Source organism: Helicobacter pylori, from assembly GCF_002832345.1.
Classification (GTDB): Bacteria; Campylobacterota; Campylobacteria; order Campylobacterales; family Helicobacteraceae; genus Helicobacter; species Helicobacter pylori_CP.
On record NZ_PHLZ01000013.1, the window covers coordinates 26,042 to 48,650 of the forward strand.

A 22,609-nucleotide genomic window follows, 5' to 3' on the forward strand; every position below is an offset into this window, starting at 1 on the left:
AAATGCTTTCAGTGTATGAAAAAGTGAATGCCCTAGACAAAAGGGCGATTGAAGAATGGCTTTTAAGCGAAGACATTTTAATGGAAAACGCCGCTATGGCTTTAGAAAGGGCGGTTTTACAAAACGCTTCTTTAGGCGCTAAAGTCATTATCCTTTGTGGGAGTGGGGATAATGGGGGCGATGGCTATGCTCTAGCTAGGCGTTTAGTGGGGCGTTTTAAAACGCTAGTTTTTGAAATGAAATTAGCCAAAAGCCCCATGTGCCAATTGCAAAAAGAAAGGGCTAAAAAAGTGGGGGTAGTCATCAAAGCATACGAAGAAAAGAATGAAGATTTAGAATGCGATGTGTTAATAGATTGCGTGATAGGGAGCACTTTTAAGGGCGAATTAGAGCCGTTTTTAGACTTTGAAAGCCTTTCTCAAAAAGCGCGCTTTAAAATCGCTTGCGACATTCCTAGCGGGATAGATTCTAAAGGCAGGGTGGATAAGAGGGCGTTTAAAGCGGATACGACTATCAGCATGGGCGCTATCAAATCATGCTTATTGAGCGATAGGGCTAAAGACTATGTAGGGGAATTGGAAGTGGGGCATTTGGGGGTTTTTCATCAAGTTTATGAAATCCCAACAGACACTTTTTTACTAGAAAAAAGCGATTTGAAACTGCCCTTAAGGGATAGAAAAAACGCTCATAAGGGCGATTACGGGCATGCGCATGTTCTTTTGGGTAAGCATAGTGGGGCTGGGTTATTGAGCGCTTTAAGCGCGTTAAGTTTTGGATCTGGGGTGGTGAGCGTTCAAGCGTTAGAATGCGAGATAACTTCTAATAACAAGCCTTTAGAATTGGTCTTTTGTGAAAATTTCCCTAACTTATTGAGCGCGTTCGCTCTTGGCATGGGGTTAGAAAATATCCCAAAGGATTTTAACAAGTGGCTTGAATTAGCCCCATGCGTTTTAGACGCGGGCGTTTTTTACCATAAAGAGGTGTTACAAGCCTTAGAAAAAGAAGCCGTTTTAACCCCTCACCCCAAAGAGTTTTTATCGTTGTTAAAATTAGTGGGGATCCATATAAGCATGCTAGAATTGTTAGACAATAAACTAGAGATCGCAAGGGATTTTTCTCAAAAATACCCCAAGGTGGTTTTGCTTTTAAAGGGGGCTAATACCCTAATCGCTCATCAAGGGCGAACTTTTATCAACAATTTAGGGAGCGTGGCTTTAGCCAAAGCTGGGAGTGGCGATGTGTTAGCGGGACTGATTGTAAGCCTACTTTCTCAAAACTACACGCCTTTAGACGCCGCTATTAACGCAAGCCTAGCGCACGCCCTAGCGGGTTTAGAATTTAAGAATAATTACGCTTTAACGCCCCTAGATTTGATAGAAAAGATCAAACGATTATAAAAGGATAAAAATGGATCATTTAAAGCATTTGCAACAATTGCAAAACATTGAAAGGATCGTGCTTTCAGGCATTGTGTTGGCCAATCATAAGATTGAAGAGGTCCATAGCGTTTTAGAGCCTAGCGATTTTTACTACCCGCCTAACGGCTTGTTTTTTGAAATCGCTTTAAAACTGCATGAAGAAGATTGCCCCATTGATGAGAATTTTATCCGCCAAAAAATGCCCAAAGACAAGCAAATCAAAGAAGAGGATCTAGTCGCTATTTTTGCGGCAAGCCCTATAGATAATATTGAAGCCTATGTGGAAGAAATTAAAAACGCTTCCATTAAACGAAAACTTTTTGGCTTGGCTAACACCATTAGAGAGCAAGCCCTAGAAAGCGCGCAAAAATCTAGCGATATTTTAGGCGCTGTGGAGCGAGAAGTCTATGCGTTATTGAATGGCAGCACCATAGAGGGCTTTAGGGATATTAAAGAAGTGCTTGCAAGCACGATGGATCTTATTACAGAAAACCAAAGAAAAGGGAGTTTGGAAGTTACTGGCATACCGACTGGCTTTGTCCAATTGGATAATTATACGAGCGGTTTTAATAAGGGGAGTTTAGTCATTATAGGGGCAAGGCCGTCTATGGGTAAAACCAGTTTGATGATGAACATGGTCTTAAGCGCGCTCAATGACGATAGGGGGGTAGCGGTTTTTAGTTTAGAAATGTCTGCAGAGCAACTCGCTTTAAGGGCGTTATCGGATCTCACTTCTATTAACATGCATGATTTAGAAAGCGGGAGGCTTGATGATGATCGATGGGAAAATTTAGCCAAATGTTACGATCACCTTTCTTGCAAAAAACTCTTTTTCTACGATAAAAGTTATGTGAGAATAGAGCAAATCCGCTTGCAACTACGAAAGCTTAAATCCCAACACAAGGAATTGGGTATCGCTTTTATTGACTATTTGCAACTCATGTCAGGGAGCAAAGCCACTAAAGAGCGCCATGAGCAAATCGCTGAAATTTCAAGGGAGCTTAAAACTTTAGCCAGAGAATTAGAAATCCCTATCATAGCGTTAGTGCAACTCAACCGCAGCCTGGAAAATAGGGACGATAAACGGCCCATTCTTTCGGATATTAAAGACAGCGGAGGGATTGAACAAGACGCTGATATTGTTTTATTTTTATATAGAGGCTATATCTATCAAATGAGGGCTGAAGACAACAAAATAGACAAACTCAAAAAAGAAGGCAAAATTGAAGAGGCGCAAGAGTTGCACCTAAAAGTTAATGAAGAAAGGCGTATCCACAAGCAAAATGGCAGCATTGAAGAGGCTGAAATCATCGTGGCTAAAAACAGGAATGGGGCTACAGGAACGGTTTATACGCGCTTTAACGCTCCTTTCACGCGCTATGAAGACATGCCCATAGATTCTCATTTAGAAGAGGGACAAGAAACTAAAGTGGATTATGATATAGTTACAACTTGAAAGATAAAACTTTTCAGGGGGCGTTTGAACTTCTTTCAACCCCCAAAGAATACTTATGGTGTGGGGTGTTTTTAAGCCTTTTGTTGGCAATCAATCTTTATTTAGAATACTTGAATTACCAAAAGCTTGATTTTTCAAAACCTACAAGCCTGAACGCTCAAATCTTATTGCAATACCCTAAAACTAAAGATCAAAAAACCTATTTTGTCTTAAAGCTCCAATCAAAGGGCATGATCTTTTACACCACCATTAAAGAGCCTTTAAAAAACCTCCAATACCGCCATGCGCAATTTTTTGGCAGGATCAAATCTTGCTCGTTCTTAGAGTCTCTAAAATCATGCTTTTTTCAAACTTATTCTTTTTCTTTAACACGAAAACACAATTTCAAATCGCATGTGCGCCATTTCATTGATAGCGTTCATTCCAACGCTTTAGTGGGTAATTTGTATCGCGCGTTATTCATAGGGGATAGCTTGAATAAAGACTTAAGAGACAGGGCTAACGCGCTAGGGATCAACCACTTACTAGCCATTAGCGGGTTCCATTTAGGGATTTTGAGCGTTAGCGTGTATTTTCTTTTTTCGCTTTTTTATACCCCCTTACAAAAACGCTATTTCCCTTATAGGAACGCTTTTTATGATATAGGGGTTTTGGTGTGGGTTTTTTTGCTAGGGTATTTACTGCTATTAGATTTTTTACCCTCTTTTTTCAGGGCGTTTTTAATGGGCTTATTAGGGTTTTTGGCATGCTTTTTTGGGGTAAGGCTTTTGAGTTTTAAGCTTTTGGTTTTAGCGTGCTGTATCGCCATAGCGTTACTCCCTAAATTGCTTTTTAGCGTGGGGTTTTTGCTTTCTGTTTGTGGGGTGTGGTATATCTTTTTGTTTTTAAAACACACTCAAATTTTTTTTAAAACCTCTTCTTTTTTGGCGCGATCTTTTCAAGCCATAAGCTTAAGCGTGCTGGTGTTTTTGAACATGCTCATTATCGCGCATGCCTTTTTCCCTATGTTTTCGCCCTACCAGCTCTTTAGCATTCCTTTAGGCTTGATTTTTATCGTGTTTTTCCCTTTGAGTTTGTTCTTGCATGCGGTGGGTTTGGGATCTTTATTGGATCATATTCTAAGCATGCCTTTAACAATCCCTACGATTTCGGTTTCTTCGCCTTTATGGCTTTTAGGGGCGCATTTATTTTTAACGATTGTGAGTGCGCGTTTTTTTAAGGTTTATTTAAGCATGAATGTTTTAAGCACGGGCTTTTTCTTGTATTGTTGCTATCAATATATTATAATGCCTAGTTCAATTGTGGGTTAGAAAAGTCATTTTATTAGGGATCAAATAATTGCTTAAAAAAATCACGCACCAAATCAAAGCTTTAAGCGAATTGGTCGCTTTGGAGCATACGATATTTTCTAGCATGTTTTTACTCATGGCTATGGTCATAAGCTCCTATCAAAAAAATCAAACGCTCTTTTTTGACTTAGAAACCTTAATCCTTTGTTTTTTAGCTTTATTAGGGGCAAGAAACTTCGCTATGGGGTTTAACCGCTTGGTGGATAGGGATATTGATAAGGATAACCCAAGGACGAAAAACCGCCCGAGCGTGGATGGCAGGATCAGCGTTAAAGGCATGGTCATTTTTAGCGCTTTAAACGCTCTTTTGTTCGTGGGGGTGAGCTATTTCATTAACCCTTTAGCGTTCAAGCTTTCGTTACCTTTTTTAATCATTTTGGGGGGGTATTCGTATTTCAAGCGCTTTTCTTCTTTGGCACATTTCATCGTGGGTTTGGCTTTGGGTTTGGCTCCCATTGCGGGAAGCGTGGCGGTTTTAGGGGATATTCCTTTATGGAATGTCTTTTTGGCTTTAGGGGTGATGCTGTGGGTGGCTGGGTTTGATTTGCTCTATTCTTTACAGGATATGGAGTTTGATAAAGAAAGGGGCTTGTTTTCCATTCCTAGTCAATTAGGGGAAAAATGGTGCTTGAATCTCTCAAGGCTCTCACACCTTGTAGCGCTTGTGTGCTGGCTTTTTTTTGTGAAATGCTATCATGGGGGGATTTTTGCGTATTTAGGATTAGGGGTTTCAGCCTTGATTTTACTCTATGAGCAGATCTTAGTGGCCAGAGATTATAAAAACATCCCGAAAGCCTTTTTTGTGAGTAATGGCTATTTGGGGGTGGTGTTTTTTATTTTTATTGTCCTTGATGTGGGGTTCAAGCATGCATGAGTTGGTTTTAAGATCCCAAGCTTTAGGGTTTGAAACGCGCTTAGTCCAGTGCGATTTATCGTTCTCTTATGAAAGGTTTATCTCTAAAACTAAACGCTCTTTAGCGGTATTAGAAGAATTTGATTGGTTAAATTCTGGCTTTGATTTTTCACGCTTGAACGTTGAAAATGACACTCTGGAATTGCTCAAAGCGCTGTATTTTAAATTAGAAAAATTAGAAAGCCTGCTTTTAAAAGAAAATTTACTTGAATTAGAGCAAAAGGATCGCATCGCTGCTTTAGGGCATGGACTCATTTGCATTAAAAAACAAAGCCTGATAGCGCCTCAAACTTACTATGGGCGTTGCGTGTTAGAAGGGAAAATCCTAGCCTTTTTTGGCGTGGCAAGGGATAAAGATTTTTTAGAAATCACTCGCATGCATGCCCTAGATATTAAGCGTTATGATTCTTTCATTGTCCATAGCGAAAGAAAAGGCTTGAAATTATGAACGGGAGCGGTAATGTTATCTTCTAATGATTTGTTTATGGTCGTTTTGGGGGCGATTTTATTGGTGTTGGTGTGCTTGGTGGGGTATTTGTATCTTAAAGAAAAAGAGTTTTACCATAAAATGAGGCGTTTAGAAAAAACCTTAGATGAATCTTATCAAGAAAATTATATCTATTCTAAGCGTTTGAAAGAATTAGAGGGGCGTTTGGAAGGCCTTTCTTTAGAAAAAAGCGCTAAAGAGGATAGCTCATTAAGAACGACTCTTTCACACCTTTATAACCAGTTGCAAGAAATCCAAAAATCCATGGACAAAGAGCGCGATTACTTAGAAGAAAAAATCATTACTTTAGAAAACAAATTCAAAGACATGGGGCATTATGCCGCTAGCGATGAGATCAATGAAAAACAGGTTTTGAAAATGTATCAAGAAGGTTATAGCGTGGATTCTATTTCTAAAGAGTTTAAAGTGAGTAAGGGCGAGGTGGAATTTATACTGAACATGGCAGGGTTAAAATGGTAGCTTTAAGCAACGCTCTTTCAAGAGTTTTTGGCTCTGTGGCTGGCTATAAATTCCCTTCTTTTATCCAAAAAGGCATCAACGCCCTTTACGTTAAGATTTTTAAAATTGATTTGAGCGAGTTTGAGCCTTTAGAAAACTACAAGAGTTTGAACGCTCTTTTCACGCGCTCTTTAAAAAAAGAACGCCCCTTTGACAAAGCCCCTAATATTTGCATTGCGCCTTGCGACGCTTTGATCACCGAATGCACTTTTTTAGACAACGATAGTGCTTTACAGATTAAAGGCATGCCCTATAAAGTGCATGAATTAGTGGGCGAAATCAACCCCTTAAGCCCTTCTTTTTTCTATGTGAATTTTTACCTTTCGCCCAAAGATTACCACCACTACCACGCCCCTTGCGATTTAGAAATTTTAGAAGCTCGTTATTTTGCGGGGAAATTACTGCCAGTCAATAAGCCCTCATTACACAAAAACAACAATCTGTTTGTGGGCAATGAAAGAGTGGCACTTGTTGCAAAAGACATTCAAGGCAATAGGTTGTATTTTGTAGCGGTGGGAGCGTTAAATGTGGGTAAAATGCGTTTTAATTTTGATAAGAATATCCAAACTAACGCTAAAGCCCGTTTCACGCAAACCTACTCTTACAACCCGCCGATTAAGGTTAAAAAAGGGGATAATTTAGGGAATTTTGAAATGGGCTCTACGATCGTTTTATTCATTCAAAACACCGCTTTTAAGGATTTGAAAGAAAAAAGCGTGAAGTTTGGGGAAAGTATAGGGGAATTTCATGCCAACTGATTTAAAAACTTCTATTTTAGAATTGTTGAACGATTTAGACGCGCTTTTAGTGGCTCATTTTTATCAAAAAGATGAGATTGTAGAGTTAGCCCATTATACAGGGGACAGCTTGGAATTAGCCAAAATCGCAAGCCAAAGCGATAAAAACCTCATCGTGTTTTGCGGGGTGCATTTCATGGGTGAAAGCGTGAAAGCCCTAGCCTTTGACAAACAAGTGATCATGCCCAAACTCTCATGCTGTTCTATGGCAAGAATGATAGACAGCCATTACTACGATAGAAGCGTTCATTTATTGAAAGAATACGGCGTTAAAGAATTTTACCCTATCACTTATATCAATTCTAACGCTGAAGTGAAAGCCAAAGTCGCTAAAGATAACGGCGTGGTCTGCACGAGCAGGAACGCTTCTAAAATCTTTAATCATGCCCTAAAACAAAATAAAAAAATCTTTTTTCTACCGGATAAATGCTTGGGGGAAAATCTAGCCCTAGAAAATGGCTTAAAAAGCGCGATTCTAGGCGTAAATAGCAAAGAAGAAATCAAAAACGCCGATGTGGTTTGTTATAACGGCTTTTGTTCGGTGCATCAGCTTTTCAAATTAGAAGACATTGAATTTTACCGCCAAAAATACCCGGATATTTTAATCGCTGTCCATCCAGAGTGCGAGCCTAGCGTGGTTTCTAACGCTGATTTTAGCGGATCAACGAGTCAAATCATAGAGTTTGTAGAAAATCTAAGCCCTAATCAAAAAGTCGCCATAGGCACTGAAAGCCATTTAGTCAACCGCTTGAAAGCCAAGCGAAATCATCAAAACACTTTCATTCTTTCTAGCACGCTCGCTCTTTGCCCCACCATGAACGAAACGACTTTAAAAGATTTGTTTGAAGTCTTAAAAGCCTATAAAAACCACAGGGCTTATAATACGATTGAATTAAAAGATGAGGTGACGCGCTTAGCCAAACTCGCTTTAACTAAAATGATGGAGTTATCTTAATGGAGGTAAAAACCTTTTTAGAATGCGCTTTAAAAGAAGATTTAGGGCATGGGGATTTGTTTGAAAGGGTGTTAGAAAAGGATTTTAAAGCCACGGCTTTTGTTAGGGCTAAACAAGAGGGCGTGTTTTCAGGCGAAAAATACGCTTTGGAGTTGCTTCAAATGACCGGCATTGAATGCGTTAAAACGATTAAAGATAAAGAACGCTTCAAACCTAAAGACACTTTAATGGAGATTAGGGGGGATTTTAGCATGCTTTTAAAGATTGAGCGCACCCTTTTAAACCTGTTGCAACACAGCAGCGGGATCGCCACTTTAACGAGTCGTTTTGTAGAAGCTTTAGATTCTCACAAAGTGCGTTTGTTGGATACGAGAAAAACCAGACCCCTTTTAAGGATCTTTGAAAAATATTCGGTGCTTAATGGGGGAGCGAGCAACCACCGCTTGGGGCTAGATGACGCTTTAATGCTTAAAGACACGCATTTAAAGCATGTGAAAGATTTAAAAAGCTTTTTAACGCATGCCAGAAAAAACTTGCCTTTCACGGCTAAAATTGAAATTGAATGCGAGAGCTTTGAAGAGGCCAAAAACGCCATGAACGCGGGAGCGGATATTGTGATGTGCGATAACATGAGCGTTGGAGAAACGAAAGAAATTGCCGCTTACAGAGAGGCGCATTACCCTTTTGTCTTACTAGAAGCGAGTGGGAACATTTCACTAGAGAGCATCAACGCTTACGCCAAAAGCGGCGTGGATGCCATTAGCGTAGGGGCTTTAATCCATCAAGCCACTTTTATTGACATGCACATGAAAATGGCTTAAAGACTTTAAAAAGGGGTTATTAACATGCTAAAAGAATATTTAGAAAGCATTAAAGACATTACGGATAAAAAGAATGAACTCACGCACCGCCCTTCTTTATACAACTTGCTTAAGGGTTTAAAAGACCATTTCAATAAAGAATATAAGATTGAACATGAGCCTAACAGAGACAAACAAGGGGGTCAGCCTGATTTTCGCGTTTCTTTTCAAGGGCTAAACATTGGCTATATAGAAAATAAAAGGGTAGGGACTAACCTTAGCCAGCTCTTAAAAAGCGATCAAATCCTTAAATATTTAGAATTAAACCCTAACCTCATGCTCACCGATTACCTTAATTTCATGTGGGTGGGGAAAGATGAAAACAACGCTCCTTTCATTAAAAAAGAAATCTCTATCGCTAGCCTTGATGAACTCTCTAAACCCCTAAACCCCAAAACACAAACCGAGAGCGATTTAATTGAATTGTTCAAAAGCTTTTTCAATTACGAAGCAGCCCCTATCACTAACGCTAAAGATTTCGCAACGCATTTAAGCCCGCACACCAGGTATTTAAAAGACGCTTTAATCCAAAACCAAGAAAAAACGCAAGTTTCTAGCATTTTTAATAATTTTAAAGCATATCTTTATGAAGAATTGAGCTTTGAAGACTTTAGCGATGCACTCGCTCAAACGCTCACCTACAGCCTTTTTTTAGCCAAGCTCAACCACCCTTTTGAAAAAATTGATTTGAATAATGTGAGAAGTTTTATCCCTAAAAATTTCGCTGTGATCAGAGAAATGGCGGATTTTTTAAAGAAACTTGATGCAATCAAAGAAATCCAATGGCTTTTAAATGAAATTCTAAGCTTGATCAATCATGTTGATATGGTTTCTATCCTTAAAGATTTGAATGACGATAAAGACCCTTATTTGCACTTTTATGAAACCTTTTTGAGCGCTTATGACCCAAAATTGCGAGAGAGTAAGGGCGTGTATTACACCCCAGATTCGGTAGTGGAATTCATCATTAACGCTTTGGATAGTTTGCTTAAAACGCATTTCAAAGACGCTCCCTTAGGCTTAAAAAGCGCATTAGATAACGAAAATATCAAGCTTTTAGATTTTGCCACCGGCACAGGCACTTTTTTATTGGAAGCGTTCAGGAAAGCCTTAGAAATGAGAAAGACAAGCGATGGAGGCACCTCCACTAAAGAGGACAAATACCAAAACCTCTTAAAGCAATTTTATGGGTTTGAATACTTGATCGCTCCTTATGCGATCGCTCACTTGAATCTCAGCCAAGCCTTTAAGGAGGAATTTAAAAAGCCTCTCAAAGAAGACGATGCGCTTAAAATCATTTTAACCAACACCCTCATACAGCCTAGTGAGACTATCGCTTATCGTGGGTTGCAACCGATTTTTGAAACAGAGCTTAAAAGCGCTCAAGAAATTAAAAAAGATGAAAATATCCTTATCATCACCGGTAATCCCCCTTATAGCGGGGCGAGCAGTAATGAGGGCTTGTTTGAATGGGAAGTGAAAGCCACTTACGGCATAGAGCCCAAATTCCAAACAATAGAAACTAAAAAAAATGTTAAACTTACCGATGAAATCAAAACGCTTTTAAAAAACATTCAAAAACAAAAGGAAAGCGAAAACAAAAAAGCTCTAAAGGCACTTAAAAACCTCCATTCCAAATACAAACTGCAAAAGGAGAAAAACCCTAAATGGCTCTTAGACGATTATGTGAAATTCATGCGTTTCGCTCAAAACAAGATCGAATCATTAGGGCATGGCCTTTTTGGCTTTATCTCTAACAACGCCTTTTTAGACAACCCTACTTTTAGGGGGTTGAGGCGCTCTCTTTTAGAATGCTACGATGAGCTTTATATTCTCAATTTGCATGGAAATGCGAGGAAAAAGGAGAAAACCCCACAAGGCACAAAAGATGAAAATGTTTTCAATATCATGCAAGGCGTGTCCATTAACCTTTTTGTCAAAAAGGCGCAAATCACCAAGCCAAAAATCCGCTATTATGATGTTTATGGCCAAAGGGCTGAAAAATACGCCTTTTTAGCCCAAAACGATTTGAATAGTATTGAGTGGCTTGAGCTTGCCCCAAGAACGCCTTTTTACTTACTCATACCCCAAGAAACGCCCTTGTTAGAGGAATACGAACAAGGCTTTAGCGTTCAGGATATGTTTCAAATCTCAAGTGTGGGGATTGCTACAGGAAAAGATAGAATTTTTATTGCCAACAACACTGAAAGCTTAAAAGAGCAAGTTTTAAAATATTGTAATGAATTTAATGAACAATGCATCAAAGACATTCACTATCGTCCTTTTGATATACGCAAAGTTTATTACGACACCAAAAAACTAGAAAGAGCAAGGGAAAATACATTTAAGCACATGTTACCCCCCCCCCCCAACAAACCCTAAAACACCCAATCAAACGCGCAAAAATGTCGCGCTAAACACCCCACGACAGCTAAAAAACAATGATAAAAGTTGGACGCAATGCTTTATAAGCTCTAGCATTAACGATCAAGGGTTAAGCTCTGGGGGCAATGGAGCCGGGGTTAATTACCCCCTTTATCAGTTTAGAGATCCTAACTACACCGAAAATTTTACGCCAGAGTTTAGAAGCTTTATAGACAAGCATTATAACCACTCTTTTGAGCCGCTAGAGATTTTAGGCTATATTTATGCGTTATTGTATTCCCCAAATTACCGCAAGCGCTATGAAGATTTCCTCAAAGCCGATTACCCTAAAATCCTTTTCACAGAAGATAAAGATTTGTTTAGGGCTTTAAGCCTTTTAGGGATTGAGTTGATCGGTTTGCATGTTTTAAATAAAGAAAGCCTGAATTACAGCTTTGAAAAACTAAAAGACGCCACCATAGGCGAATCTTGCTATAAAGATGAGCGTAACCCCATCATCAAAAAGCCCTCTTATAACGAGCCAGAACAACGCCTTTATATCAACCATAACGCTTATTTTAGGGGGGTGAGTGAAGAAATTTATGATTATAGGATAGGGGGGTATTGCGTTTTAGACAAATATTTAAAAAGCCACAAAAACGAGCCTTGCGACTTTGATCATGTAACCCATATCATTAAAGTCATCGCGCGCACGATTGAAATCCAAAAAACGCTTGGATTTTTAACGAGCGATTTGCCTCATTTAAAAGGGAACGACAGCGAAGCGTTAATGCAAGAAATCTTGCACAATCCACCCCCCCCCCATTTAACACCAATACCGCCCTTATCTTATCGCGTCAAGCCAAAGCCATCGGAGAATTTGACTTTGATGCCGCATTCATCAGCAAAGAAGCAAGCGACAACAATATCTACCGCAGAGGCGGAGGTTCAGCCTTCCCTTTATTCTGTATTGCCTAATCTCGCTCTCATTTGCGATAGAGGCTCTAAAGTAAGCCCCATTTCTAATGTTTTTGTAACGGGCATGCTTTGTGATTTGCATGTGAATGGATCGGGGAGTTATGCGTTTTTGTTGTATCGTTTAAAATAGGTGAGAATAGATAGATTCTATCGCTTGATGAGAACAAAGCTAGGGACCAAACATTAAGATAGCCTTAAAACGCTTGTGTTAAAATGGCTAGAGTAGCAGATATAAAAGGTTAGTTAATCATGGATTTTTTAAAAGAAAACTTAAACACTATCATAGAGGGGGATTGTTTAGAAAAGTTGAAAGATTTTCCTAATAAAAGCGTTGATTTTATCTTTGCTGATCCCCCATATTTTATGCAAACAGAGGGGGAATTGAAGCGCTTTGAAGGCACAAAATTTCAAGGCGTTGAGGATCATTGGGATAAATTTGGCTCTTTTAAAGAATACGATACCTTTTGTTTGGGTTGGTTAAAAGAATGCCAAAGGATTTTAAAAGATAATGGCAGTATTTGTGTGATAGGGAGTTTCCAAAATATTTTTAGAATTGGTTTTCATTTGCAAAATTTAGGGTTTTGGATACTCAACGATATTATTTGGCACAAGAGCAACCCGGTGCCCAATTTTGCTGGCAAGAGACTATGCAACGCCCATGAGACGCTTATTTGGTGCACTAAAAAATTAAGGAAAAGATAAATGGATACCATATTTTTAAAAATTAAAATTAAAAAAACCGATCAACAAGCAGAAGAACTAAGAGAGCAAGGGTTATTTTTTGCAAGCATTGCAGAAGCTTTGGGGATTGGACGCTCTCAAATTGTGGAGATTGAAAACAAAAAGCCAAAGGCAAAAAAAGGCAAAAAATAAATGACAAAAGTTGATGCAATTAAAAAAGTTATGGAGGATAATAAAGGGATTGTTTCTTGGACTATCCTATATAACCAAATTGAAAAATACTATCCTAGCATTAGAGCCCCTAAAAAATGGGAGGCTGGGCTTAGAGGGGTATTATACAGAGAGATTAGAAATCATAAAAATTTTAAAAAAGTAGGGCTATCATTGTATGCCCTTTTAGACTATCAAGAAGAAGAGCTAAAAGAAATTCAAGAAAACCCCATTCGCATGCATTCCTTTATGGAAGGTGTTTGCGTAGAAATGGGTAACTTTTTAAAATTAGACACTTATAGTGCTGATCCAAAGGCTAGTTATAATAATGTGCTTTTATCAGATTTGACAACCTTACGCACTATTCCTAATTTTACTTATAAAGAAATTTTAGATACAAGTAAAAAAATTGATGTGCTTTGGTTTAATCCTAAAGGTTTTATTTTCCCTAAAAGAGCTATTGAAATTGTGGATAGCATAAGCACACTAGAACCAGCTTTGCAACGCACCTTACAATTATTGGAATTTAATCTTGATTTCTATATTTTGCTAAAAGAAAAAGATTTGCAAAAAGCTTTTAAAAAGTTAGAAAAAGAACCATACAAGAGAATAAAAGAACGCTATAAAATTAAAAGCTACACTGCTATTTTAGATATTTATCATAACCCCATTGCTCATATGCATGATGATTTTTTACATGTAAAAACATTTTTTAATTGAAAATTTAAAACATTCAAGGCTATTTTTATTTTATAGATGAGAGTTTGAATAAAAATCAAAATTATTATAAGGAAGAATTGCAAAAATTATCTGTTGATTATGGCGTGCCTTTGAGTTTGTGTTATGGTAAGGAGTTGTTTGAAAAACTTAATGTCCCGCAAGTTTGGGATGAGGTTTTAACCCATTTAGCACGATGGCGTGAAACCTTACCCGATTTACCCAGTTTGAATTTTGATGAAAATCCTTTAGAGAGCTTTAAAGAAATCAAAGATTTAGTGCCAAGCGTTTATAGAAAACTTTTGGATAATGATGAAATTTTCAATCTTGTGTTAATTTTATTCCCAGAACAAAAAGTTTTAAAAATATTAGTAGAGCATTTGAGACAACAGAATAAAACGATTTACCAGCAATTAGCGTTAAAGTTAGCGGCAAGGTTATTGTCTTTGCGATAGAGGCTCTCAAGTAAGTCCCATTTCTAATGTTTTTGTAACGAACATGCTTTGTGATTTGCATTTGAATGGATCGGGGAGTTACGCGTTTTTGTTGTATCGTTTAGGCTCAAAATGAGTGAATGAATGGGCATGTTATCTAAATTTTAGATAGAATAAACGCAAAAAATTGAATAAAACCTTAAAGGTGATTCTTTCTAATCTTAAAAATGGGTGGTGCTATTAACAATGACAAAACGACTTTTTAAAGGGTTGTTAGCGATTTCTCTTGCTGTGAGTTTGCATGGTGGTGAAGTTAAAGAAAAAAAGCCGGTCAAGCCGGTTAAAGAAGATCCGCAAGAATTAGCGGCTAAAAGGGTGGAAGCGTTCAGTCGTTTCTCTAATGTGGTTTCAGAAATTGAAAAAAAGTATGTGGATAAAATCAGTATTTCTGAGATCATGACTAAAGCGATTGAGGGCTTGCTCTCTAATTTGGATGCGCATTCAGCGTATTTGAATGAAAAGAAGTTTAAGGAATTTCAAGCCCAAACCGAGGGCGAATTTGGGGGGCTTGGGATCACGGTGGGCATGCGCGATGGCGTTTTAACCGTTATTGCCCCTTTAGAAGGCACTCCAGCTTACAAGGCTGGGGTTAAGTCAGGCGATAACATTTTAAAAATCAATAACGAAAGCACGCTGAGCATGAGCATTGATGATGCGATCAACCTCATGCGCGGCAAGCCAAAGACCCCTATTCAGATCACCATTGTGAGAAAAAACGAGCCAAAACCCTTGGTGTTTAACATCATTAGAGACATCATTAAACTCCCCTCTGTCTATGTGAAAAAGATTAAAGAAACCCCTTATCTGTATGTGAGAGTGAGTGGTTTTGACAAGAATGTTACCAAATCGGTTTTAGACGGCTTAAAAGCTAACCCTAAGGCTAAGGGGATCGTGTTGGATTTAAGAGGCAATCCTGGAGGGTTATTAAACCAAGCGGTGGGCTTGTCTAACCTCTTCATTAAAGAGGGGGTTTTAGTCTCTCAAAAAGGCAAAAACAAAGAAGAAAATTTAGAATACAAGGCTAACGGCAGAGCCCCTTATACCAATTTGCCTATAGCGGTGTTAGTCAATGGCGGTTCAGCGAGCGCGAGCGAGATCGTCGCAGGGGCACTGCAAGATCACAAACGAGCCGTGATTATCGGTGAAAAAACCTTTGGTAAGGGAAGCGTGCAGATGCTGCTCCCTGTCAATAAAGACGAAGCCATTAAAATCACGACCGCACGCTATTATTTGCCGAGCGGGCGCACCATTCAGGCTAAGGGGATCACGCCTGATATTGTGATTTATCCGGGTAAAGCGCCAGAAAATGAAAATAAATTCAGCTTGAAAGAAGCGGATCTAAAACACCATTTAGAGCAAGAGCTTAAAAAGATTGATAACAAAACCCCTAATTCCAAAGAGGCGGATAAAGACAAGAAAAATGAAGAGGAAAAAGAGGTTACTCCTAAAATGATCAATGATGATATTCAGCTAAAAACCGCTATTGACAGCTTGAAAACCTGGTCTATCGTGGATGAGAAAATGGATGAAAAAGTGCCTAAGAAGAAATAAAAACTCATGGGGTTTTTATTTGAAAAATCGTTAATGAGTTTTTGCACCCACTCAATCAAAATCCTTAAAATCATCAGTTTGATTTTAAGCTTTTTGATAAGCTTTTTGGTTGCTGAAAACACTTCTGAGCCAGAAGAAATCAAGGCTAAAGTGGTTTATGTGAAAATCCCCCAATTAGAAGATTTAGAAAACAACCCGGTTTATATCGGTCAAATTATAGGCGTAACTTATGATTTATTGCTGTTTGACGCTGAGTTTTTGGAAGCCAAAATCAAAGACGGGTTGGATAAAACCCAAATTGAGCTTTTGAATAAGATGCCCAAATGGAAAAAGGTGGAAAAAGAGCTTTTCAGAGCGACTTATTATTACAAGATTAAGGGCATAAAAGCGAGTATCCCGTCTTTAGAAGTGAGCGCGTTTTCCAATAAAGACAAATACATCGATCATTCCATAGCCCCAAAAGTTACTTTACAAGTAACGGATTTGTCCAAAAACCCTCGTTACGCGAATGTCATGGCTAAAGATTTACAAGTTGTGCAATACAAAACCAAAGATTATGACGATAAAAACAATATTTTGGTGATGGAAATAGCGTTCAAAGAAGCCACTTGGGAAGATTTCCACATCAAAGAAGCGATCAAGCAAGGGTTTGATAACGCCTCTTTAAACCAGATCAAGGCTAAAGAAGGGAGCGTTTTTTATTATTGCGTGTTGCCTAAAACCATTCAAAACCTTTCTTTTGATTATTTTTCGCTTTCTAATAGGCAATTTAAAACCTTATCTTTTTCAACCATTCCCACTCAAGACACTACCGGTATTCAAAGCGATCTCATCCCTAAAAACAATTTTTTAGTTTTTTCTAATGTGGCACTGCTTGCTTTGTGCGTGTTTTTCTTGGTGTTGTTTTTCATTTTTGGGCACAAACTCATTTTTTTAGGGCTTGGGGTTTTGTGCTTAGGGTTTGTTTTGTATCACCTTTTATTCACGCAAAAATCAGCCCTATTGCTCGCTCATAAAAAAATCCGCATTCTGCCCACGCAAAATTCCACCATTTTAGGGCTCTCTAAAAATGAAATGCCGATTAAAATCTTAGGTTCGCATGATGATTATTACAAAATCCTAACGCCGCATGAACAAATAGGATGGGTCAAAAAAGATGAAATCAAATAAAAAATCCAATCGTTTAAGAGCGATTTATAGGGCTTTAGTGATCGCTATAGGACTAGCTGTTATCATTGTTTTCAATTACTTTAACCGCAAAAACAATAACGCCCGCTCCAGCCGTAGGGCTTGTTTGTGCTTTTTTTCCCTTACTGGGGTTAATTTAGAAAAAATAGGTTCTTTTGATACGGACGCTAAACTCATTGTCTTAAACCACCAAAGCTTACTAGACATCATTTATTTAGAAGCCTACCACCCCAGTAATATTTGCTGGATCGCTAAAAAAGAGCTGGGTGAAATCCCCTTTTATGGGCATGCCTTAACGGATACGGGAATGATTTTAATTGACAGAGAGGATAAAAAGGGGATTGTGAGCCTTTTGAAAGCGTGTAAGGAAAAGCTAGACCAAAACCGCCCTTTAGTGATTTTCCCTGAAGGCACTAGAGGCAAAGGGGGAGAAAAATTCCTCCCTTTCAAGCAAGGGGCTAAGATTATCGCTGAAAAATTCCAGCTCAAAATCCAGCCCATGGTGTTAATCAATTCCATTAAAATCTTTAATTCCAAGCCCCTAGAAGCCTATAAAACGCGCACCCGTTTAGTCATGCTAGAAAGCTATACGCCTGATTTTAATTCGCCCACCTGGTATGAAGAATTACAAGAACGCATGCAAAAAGAGTATTTAAAACACTACCATGAATTAAACCCTAGCGAACAATGAAGCTTTTTGACTACGCTCCTTTGAGTTTAGCTTGGCGGGAGTTTTTGCAAAGCGAATTTAAAAAGCCTTATTTTTTAGAAATAGAAAAACGCTACTTAGAAGCCCTAAAAAGCCCTAAAACCACTTTCCCTAAAAGCTCTAATCTGTTTTATGCGCTCAATCTAACGCCCCCTAGCGCGGTTAAAATCATCCTTTTAGGGCAAGACCCCTACCATTCCACCTACCTAGAAAATGAGCAAGAATTGCCGGTGGCGATGGGGTTGAGCTTTAGCGTGGAAAAAAACGCCCCCATCCCCCCAAGCTTAAAAAATATTTTTAAAGAATTGCATGCGAATTTAGGCGTGCCTATGCCTTGTTGTGGGGATTTGAGCGCATGGGCTAAAAGGGGCATGCTGTTATTGAACGCCATTTTAAGCGTGGAAAAAAACCAAGCCGCTTCGCACAAATATATTGGCTGGGAAGCTTTTAGCGATCAAATATTGATGCGCCTTTTTAAAACGATTTCCTCTTTAATCGTGGTGTTATTAGGGAAAGTCGCCCAAAAAAAGATCGCGCTAATCCCTAAAAACAAACACATCATCATCACAGCCCCTCACCCTAGCCCCTTATCTAGGGGGTTTTTAGGGAGTGGGGTTTTTACAAGCGTTCAAAAAGCTTATAGAGAGGTTTATCGCAAGGATTTTGATTTTAGTTTGTGATTGATGCTTAATGAGACAGAACCCCTTAAGAATACCTTTATTTAAGAGCATTTGTGATAAAATGGCAATTTTTAAATAAAGGGAAAACATGTCAATTAAAATCGCTATCAATGGGACCGGGCGCATCGGTTTGTGTGCTATAAGAATTGCTAGTCAAAGAAAAGATATAGAGATTGTAGCCATCAATTCTACCGCTGAATTAGAAACTCTTTTGCATTTGATCCGCCATGACAGCGTGCATGGGCATTTTGAAGCCAAATTAAACGCCAATAGAACCCTAAATATCGGGCATAGTAAAAATATTTTAGTGTTGAGCGAGCGAGATATTAACAAGCTTGATTTTTCTGTCGCTAACGCAGAAATCATCATAGAATGCACCGGGAAATTCAATTCCCTAGAAGCTTCAAGCGCTCATCTTAAAAACAGCGTGAAAAAAGTCATCATCTCCGCTCCCGCACAAAATACACCCACCTTTGTCTATGGGGTGAACCACACCCATTACCATAACGAAAGCGTGATCTCTAACGCCTCTTGCACGACTAACGCTACCGCTCCTTTATTAAAAATCCTAGATGAAGCCTTTAAAGTAGAAAACGCGCTTTTAACTACCATCCACAGCTACACTAACGATCAAAACCTCTTAGACACCAAGCACAAAGACATCCGCCGCGCTAGAGCGGCTGGTTTAAACCTTATCCCCACAAGCACCGGCGTGAGCAAAGCCATTTCGCTAGTCTTACCGCATTTAGGCCCTAAAGTTACAGGTCTTGCGATTAGAGTGCCTACCCCTAATGTGAGCTTAGTGGATCTGTCTTTAAATTTTAAAAAATCCGTGAGTAAAGCGAGCGTTCAGCATGCGCTTAAAGACGCTTGTAAGCATGCCTTTAAAGGGGTTGTGGGTATTGATGAAGAAAGGCTTGTTTCAAGCGATTTTATTTCTTCGCCTTTTAGCGCGATCGTGATTGATGATCAAATCATGACAATAGGCGAAAAAAATGCTAAAGTATTGGCATGGTATGACAATGAGATGGGTTATAGCGAGCGCTTGATAGACATGGCGCAATATATAGCACAAAATTAAAAGAAAGGATTTTTCATGTTAGCTAAAATGTCGTTTATGCAAAATGTTAAAAACATTCAAGAAGTGGAAGTGAGCCATAAAAGGGTGCTTATTAGAGTGGATTTTAATGTGCCTTTAGATGAAAATTTGAATATCACTGATGATACGCGCATTAGAGAGAGCTTGCCTACCATCCAATATTGTATTGACAATAAGGCTAAGGATATTATTTTAGTGAGCCACTTGGGCCGCCCTAAAGGGGTTGAAGAAAAATTGAGCTTGAAACCTTTTTTAAAACGCCTTGAAAGACTCTTAAATCATGAAGTGGTTTTTTCTCAAAATATCGCGCAACTCAAACAAGCCCTAAACGAAAACGCGCCCACAAGGATTTTTCTTTTAGAAAACATCCGCTTTTTAAAAGGCGAAGAAGAAAATGATGAAAATCTGGCTAAAGATTTAGCGAGCTTGTGCGATGTGTTTGTGAATGACGCTTTTGGCACGAGCCACAGAAGGCATGCCAGCACTTATGGCACGGCGCAATTCGCCCCTGTTAAAGTGAGCGGGTTTTTACTCAAAAAAGAAATTGATTCGTTTTATCAGGCGTTTAACCACCCTTTACGCCCTTTATTGTTGATTGTAGGGGGGGCTAAGGTCAGCTCCAAACTCACCTTGTTAAAAAATATTTTAGATCTCATTGACAAGCTCATCATTGCTGGAGCCATGAGTAACACCTTCTTAAAAGCCTTAGGCTATGATGTGCAAGATTCTCCTGTAGAAGACGCTTTGATAAAAGACGCCCTAGAGTTATTGCAAAGCGCAAAAGAAAAAAAAGTCAAAGTCTATTTACCCATAGACGCTGTAACCACTGATGACATTCTCAACCCCAAACACATTAAAATTTCACCCGTCCAAGACATTGAGCCTAAACACAAGATCGCTGATATAGGGCCTGCGAGCGTGAAATTATTTTCTGAAGTCATAGAGAGCGCACCCACGATCCTATGGAATGGCCCCTTAGGTGTGCATGAAAAGCAAGAATTTGCCAGAGGCACAACCTTTTTAGCCCATAAGATCGCTGACACTTACGCTTTCTCGCTCATTGGTGGGGGCGATACCATTGATGCGATCAACCGCGCGGGCGAAAAGGATAACATGAGTTTTATTTCTACCGGTGGGGGAGCGAGTTTGGAATTGTTAGAGGGCAAAATTTTACCTTGTTTTGAGGTTTTGGATAAACGCCATTAACTCTAAGGATCGCTTATGGTGAACGTGTTTTTCAAACAGCAAAAATTTGTCATTAAAAAACGCTTTAATGATTTCAATGGCTTTGATATAGAAGAAAATGAAGTGTTATGGTTTGAATTAATCAACCCCACGCCCAATGAATTAGCCACTCTAAGCCAAGAATACGCTATCCACTACAACACGGATCATTCCCAACGAGTCTCATCGGTAACCAAATATTGGGAAGACAGCTCCAGCGTTACGATCAACGCCTTTTTCACTAACCAGGATGAAAATGAGACTTTCCACACGGAAATGGCGACCTTTATTTTGTCCAATAACATTCTTTTCACGATTTATTACGGGACTTTAGAAATCTTTGATTCTATTCAAAAAAAGGTTTTGGCTAGCCCTAAAAAATTTGAAGACGGATTTGATATTCTAACCAAAATCTTTGAAGTGTATTTTGAAAAAGGGGTAGAATGCCTAGAGTGGATCAACAAACAAACGAGCCTGTTGCGCAAAAACATCATTTTCAAAGAAACTTCTACGCATGATGATATTTTAGTGCGCTTGTCCAATTTGCAAGAATTTAATGTGGCTTTAAGGGATTCCTTTTTTGACAAACGGCGCATTATTACCGCTTTATTAAGGAGCAATAAAGTGGATAGCGATACCAAAAATAATTTAAATATCATTTTAACCGATTTTAGCTCTTTAGTGGAGTCTACAACGGTCAATCTCAACTCGCTTGATAACATTCAAAACCTGTTCGCTTCTCAAGTCAATGTGGAGCAAAATAAAATCATCAAGCTCTTCACGGTGGCGACCATGGCGATGATGCCCCCCACATTGATTGGCACGATTTATGGCATGAACTTTAAATTCATGCCGGAGTTAGAATGGCAATACGGGTATCTTTTTGCGCTGATTGTCATGGCGATTTCTACGATTTTGCCTGTGCTCTATTTTAAAAAGAAGGGTTGGTTGTAGCCTTTCATGGAATTTTTATCCTCACTCTTAGACGCTCTTTCTACACCGCATGGCATAGTCTCCTTGGCTACGCTCACGCTTTTAGAGATCGTTCTAGGGATTGATAATATCATTTTTATCACGGTGATGGTCTATAAACTCCCCAAACACCAGCAAAATAAGGCCATGATTTTAGGCTTGGGCTTAGCGATGATCGCTCGTATAGGGCTTTTAGGGAGCTTGTTTTTTATCATACATTTGCAAAAGCCTTTATTCACTATAGCGGGCATGAGCTTTTCATGGCGTGATGTGGTGCTGCTTGTAGGGGGGGCGTTTTTGGCTTTTAAAGCGTTAGCGGAATTAAAAGAGCAGATCTACCCTAAAGAAAAACACCAAGAAAAAGCGTTTAGCTTTTCCATCACTTTAATAGAAATCATGTTTTTAGACATTGTCTTTTCTTTAGACTCCGTGATCACGGCTATTGGGATCGCTAAACACCTAGAAGTCATGGCGCTTGCTATTATTTTATCTGTAATCGTGATGATGTTTTTTTCCAAAATCGTTGGCGATTTTATTGAAAAACATTATCGCATCAAAACTTTAGCCTTTGTGTTTTTGCTCGTTGTAGGCGTGTTTTTGTTTTTAGAAGGCTTGCATTTGCATGTTGATAAAAATTATTTGTATGCGGGTATTGGTTTTGCCTTGCTCATAGAATGCTTGAACATTTTCATAGAAAAGAAAATGAAAAAAAGTTAAAAAGCGTTTTTTAAAAACAAAATTAAAGAAATTGTTTGTAAAAGGCTTTCATGTTTTTGTGAACAACCAAATTTTAATCAAAATTCATAAGCACATAGGGGCATTTCGCAATGAAACCCCCTTAAAAAGAGGATTTGCGCCACCTAGTAAGCAAACACATAATTGAGGAAAAGGCTATACATCCTTCTGTATTCTAGTTTAGCACCCATGAAAGAATAGTAGCTTGTGTTGATCGTAGGGATTTTAAAACCTAGTTCAATGCCATGTTGAG

General features: G+C 38.8%; 22 protein-coding genes and 3 pseudogenes. 24 read left to right on the forward strand and 1 reads right to left on the reverse strand.

Features of this window, described 5'->3' with window-relative positions:
* Window positions 1-2 precede the first annotated feature (2 nt).
* From CXY28_RS04815 to CXY28_RS04925, 24 genes and pseudogenes are all read left to right on the forward strand, one after another.
* Window positions 3-1,397 (forward strand): NAD(P)H-hydrate dehydratase, encoded by a 1,395-nt coding sequence (locus tag CXY28_RS04815; RefSeq protein ID WP_100979704.1) that lies wholly within the window; start codon window positions 3-5, stop codon window positions 1,395-1,397.
* 10 nt (window positions 1,398-1,407) lie between these two features.
* On the forward strand, window positions 1,408-2,874 hold the full coding sequence (locus tag CXY28_RS04820; protein ID WP_100979706.1) for a replicative DNA helicase: 1,467 nt from the start codon (window positions 1,408-1,410) through the stop codon (window positions 2,872-2,874).
* Entirely contained in the window at window positions 2,871-4,184 is a 1,314-nt protein-coding gene (locus tag CXY28_RS04825) for a ComEC/Rec2 family competence protein (protein WP_198542616.1), read from the forward strand. Before CXY28_RS04820 ends, CXY28_RS04825 begins: the two co-directional genes overlap by 4 nt.
* Window positions 4,185-4,254: 70 nt before the next feature.
* Entirely contained in the window at window positions 4,255-5,097 is an 843-nt protein-coding gene (gene mqnP / locus CXY28_RS04830) for a menaquinone biosynthesis prenyltransferase MqnP (protein WP_232779984.1), read from the forward strand.
* Complete coding sequence (locus CXY28_RS04835) at window positions 5,090-5,584, forward strand: hypothetical protein (protein ID WP_198542617.1); 495 nt, start codon at window positions 5,090-5,092, stop codon at window positions 5,582-5,584. The genes mqnP and CXY28_RS04835 overlap by 8 nt, the downstream gene beginning before the upstream one ends.
* Window positions 5,585-5,596: 12 nt before the next feature.
* Window positions 5,597-6,103: a DUF6115 domain-containing protein gene (locus CXY28_RS04840; protein ID WP_000953107.1), complete on the forward strand. Its 507-nt coding sequence runs from the start codon at window positions 5,597-5,599 to the stop codon at window positions 6,101-6,103.
* Window positions 6,097-6,900, forward strand: a complete 804-nt coding sequence (locus CXY28_RS04845; protein WP_100979712.1) for a phosphatidylserine decarboxylase — start codon at window positions 6,097-6,099, stop codon at window positions 6,898-6,900. Before CXY28_RS04840 ends, CXY28_RS04845 begins: the two co-directional genes overlap by 7 nt.
* Window positions 6,890-7,894 carry a quinolinate synthase NadA gene (gene nadA, locus CXY28_RS04850; RefSeq protein ID WP_100979714.1) on the forward strand — a complete coding sequence of 335 codons (1,005 nt, stop codon included), beginning with the start codon at window positions 6,890-6,892 and terminating at the stop codon, window positions 7,892-7,894. The genes CXY28_RS04845 and nadA overlap by 11 nt, the downstream gene beginning before the upstream one ends.
* Complete coding sequence (nadC, locus tag CXY28_RS04855; RefSeq protein ID WP_100979716.1) at window positions 7,894-8,715, forward strand: carboxylating nicotinate-nucleotide diphosphorylase; 822 nt, start codon at window positions 7,894-7,896, stop codon at window positions 8,713-8,715. The genes nadA and nadC overlap by 1 nt, the downstream gene beginning before the upstream one ends.
* Window positions 8,716-8,739: 24 nt before the next feature.
* Window positions 8,740-11,136 (forward strand): N-6 DNA methylase, encoded by a 2,397-nt coding sequence (locus CXY28_RS04860; RefSeq protein ID WP_100979718.1) that lies wholly within the window; start codon window positions 8,740-8,742, stop codon window positions 11,134-11,136.
* On the forward strand, window positions 11,093-12,226 hold the full coding sequence (locus CXY28_RS08610) for a type ISP restriction/modification enzyme (protein ID WP_157819744.1): 1,134 nt from the start codon (window positions 11,093-11,095) through the stop codon (window positions 12,224-12,226). The genes CXY28_RS04860 and CXY28_RS08610 overlap by 44 nt, the downstream gene beginning before the upstream one ends.
* 119 nt (window positions 12,227-12,345) lie before the next feature.
* Window positions 12,346-12,780, forward strand: a pseudogene (locus CXY28_RS04870) (DNA-methyltransferase); the annotation flags it as partial.
* A gap of 18 nt (window positions 12,781-12,798) precedes the next feature.
* Entirely contained in the window at window positions 12,799-12,969 is a 171-nt protein-coding gene (locus CXY28_RS08675; RefSeq protein ID WP_162982121.1) for a hypothetical protein, read from the forward strand.
* On the forward strand, window positions 12,970-13,707 hold the full coding sequence (locus CXY28_RS04875; RefSeq protein ID WP_100979720.1) for a hypothetical protein: 738 nt from the start codon (window positions 12,970-12,972) through the stop codon (window positions 13,705-13,707). It begins immediately after the preceding gene.
* Between the two features lie 8 nt (window positions 13,708-13,715).
* A pseudogene (locus CXY28_RS04880) lies at window positions 13,716-14,159 on the forward strand (HpyAIV family type II restriction enzyme); the annotation flags it as partial.
* Window positions 14,149-14,274: pseudogene (locus CXY28_RS09030) on the forward strand (DNA methyltransferase); the annotation flags it as partial. The pseudogenes CXY28_RS04880 and CXY28_RS09030, both read left to right, overlap by 11 nt.
* A gap of 110 nt (window positions 14,275-14,384) precedes the next feature.
* Window positions 14,385-15,749: a S41 family peptidase gene (locus CXY28_RS04885; protein WP_198542618.1), complete on the forward strand. Its 1,365-nt coding sequence runs from the start codon at window positions 14,385-14,387 to the stop codon at window positions 15,747-15,749.
* Window positions 15,750-15,755: 6 nt separating this feature from the next.
* A complete protein-coding gene (locus CXY28_RS04890) occupies window positions 15,756-16,919 on the forward strand; it encodes an SH3 domain-containing protein (protein WP_100979724.1) in 1,164 nt (387 codons plus the stop codon).
* On the forward strand, window positions 16,906-17,628 hold the full coding sequence (locus CXY28_RS04895; RefSeq protein ID WP_100979726.1) for a 1-acyl-sn-glycerol-3-phosphate acyltransferase: 723 nt from the start codon (window positions 16,906-16,908) through the stop codon (window positions 17,626-17,628). Before CXY28_RS04890 ends, CXY28_RS04895 begins: the two co-directional genes overlap by 14 nt.
* A complete protein-coding gene (gene ung / locus CXY28_RS04900) occupies window positions 17,625-18,326 on the forward strand; it encodes a uracil-DNA glycosylase (protein ID WP_100979728.1) in 702 nt (233 codons plus the stop codon). Before CXY28_RS04895 ends, ung begins: the two co-directional genes overlap by 4 nt.
* Before the next feature lie 88 nt (window positions 18,327-18,414).
* Entirely contained in the window at window positions 18,415-19,407 is a 993-nt protein-coding gene (gene gap, locus CXY28_RS04910; protein WP_100979732.1) for a type I glyceraldehyde-3-phosphate dehydrogenase, read from the forward strand.
* 15 nt (window positions 19,408-19,422) lie between these two features.
* Window positions 19,423-20,631: a phosphoglycerate kinase gene (locus CXY28_RS04915; protein ID WP_100979734.1), complete on the forward strand. Its 1,209-nt coding sequence runs from the start codon at window positions 19,423-19,425 to the stop codon at window positions 20,629-20,631.
* Between the two features lie 15 nt (window positions 20,632-20,646).
* Window positions 20,647-21,603 carry a magnesium/cobalt transporter CorA gene (gene corA, locus CXY28_RS04920; protein WP_000248511.1) on the forward strand — a complete coding sequence of 319 codons (957 nt, stop codon included), beginning with the start codon at window positions 20,647-20,649 and terminating at the stop codon, window positions 21,601-21,603.
* A 6-nt stretch (window positions 21,604-21,609) separates the two neighbouring features.
* On the forward strand, window positions 21,610-22,338 hold the full coding sequence (locus CXY28_RS04925; protein WP_100979736.1) for a TerC family protein: 729 nt from the start codon (window positions 21,610-21,612) through the stop codon (window positions 22,336-22,338).
* Window positions 22,339-22,481: 143 nt separating this feature from the next.
* On the opposite strand, the gene CXY28_RS04930 is transcribed toward CXY28_RS04925, so the two are convergent.
* Window positions 22,482-22,609: outer membrane beta-barrel protein (locus CXY28_RS04930; RefSeq protein WP_001980378.1), on the reverse strand; the 128-nt coding region annotated here is incomplete at its 5' end.

Bases quoted from the DNA above. Each gene is read 5' to 3' on its own strand.
- CXY28_RS04895 (WP_100979726.1), top strand. From the start codon at position 16,906: ATGAAATCAAATAAAAAATCCAATCGTTTAAGAGCGATTTATAGGGCT.
- gap (WP_100979732.1), top strand. From the start codon at position 18,415: ATGTCAATTAAAATCGCTATCAATGGGACCGGGCGCATCGGTTTGTGT.
- CXY28_RS04925 (WP_100979736.1), top strand. From the start codon at position 21,610: ATGGAATTTTTATCCTCACTCTTAGACGCTCTTTCTACACCGCATGGC.
- CXY28_RS04835 (WP_198542617.1), top strand. From the start codon at position 5,090: ATGCATGAGTTGGTTTTAAGATCCCAAGCTTTAGGGTTTGAAACGCGC.
- ung (WP_100979728.1), top strand. From the start codon at position 17,625: ATGAAGCTTTTTGACTACGCTCCTTTGAGTTTAGCTTGGCGGGAGTTT.
- CXY28_RS04845 (WP_100979712.1), top strand. From the start codon at position 6,097: ATGGTAGCTTTAAGCAACGCTCTTTCAAGAGTTTTTGGCTCTGTGGCT.
- CXY28_RS04840 (WP_000953107.1), top strand. From the start codon at position 5,597: ATGTTATCTTCTAATGATTTGTTTATGGTCGTTTTGGGGGCGATTTTA.
- nadA (WP_100979714.1), top strand. From the start codon at position 6,890: ATGCCAACTGATTTAAAAACTTCTATTTTAGAATTGTTGAACGATTTA.
- CXY28_RS04820 (WP_100979706.1), top strand. From the start codon at position 1,408: ATGGATCATTTAAAGCATTTGCAACAATTGCAAAACATTGAAAGGATC.
- CXY28_RS04860 (WP_100979718.1), top strand. From the start codon at position 8,740: ATGCTAAAAGAATATTTAGAAAGCATTAAAGACATTACGGATAAAAAG.
- CXY28_RS04815 (WP_100979704.1), top strand. From the start codon at position 3: ATGCTTTCAGTGTATGAAAAAGTGAATGCCCTAGACAAAAGGGCGATT.
- CXY28_RS04890 (WP_100979724.1), top strand. From the start codon at position 15,756: ATGGGGTTTTTATTTGAAAAATCGTTAATGAGTTTTTGCACCCACTCA.
- CXY28_RS04915 (WP_100979734.1), top strand. From the start codon at position 19,423: ATGTTAGCTAAAATGTCGTTTATGCAAAATGTTAAAAACATTCAAGAA.
- CXY28_RS08675 (WP_162982121.1), top strand. From the start codon at position 12,799: ATGGATACCATATTTTTAAAAATTAAAATTAAAAAAACCGATCAACAA.
- CXY28_RS04885 (WP_198542618.1), top strand. From the start codon at position 14,385: ATGACAAAACGACTTTTTAAAGGGTTGTTAGCGATTTCTCTTGCTGTG.
- nadC (WP_100979716.1), top strand. From the start codon at position 7,894: ATGGAGGTAAAAACCTTTTTAGAATGCGCTTTAAAAGAAGATTTAGGG.
- corA (WP_000248511.1), top strand. From the start codon at position 20,647: ATGGTGAACGTGTTTTTCAAACAGCAAAAATTTGTCATTAAAAAACGC.
- CXY28_RS04875 (WP_100979720.1), top strand. From the start codon at position 12,970: ATGACAAAAGTTGATGCAATTAAAAAAGTTATGGAGGATAATAAAGGG.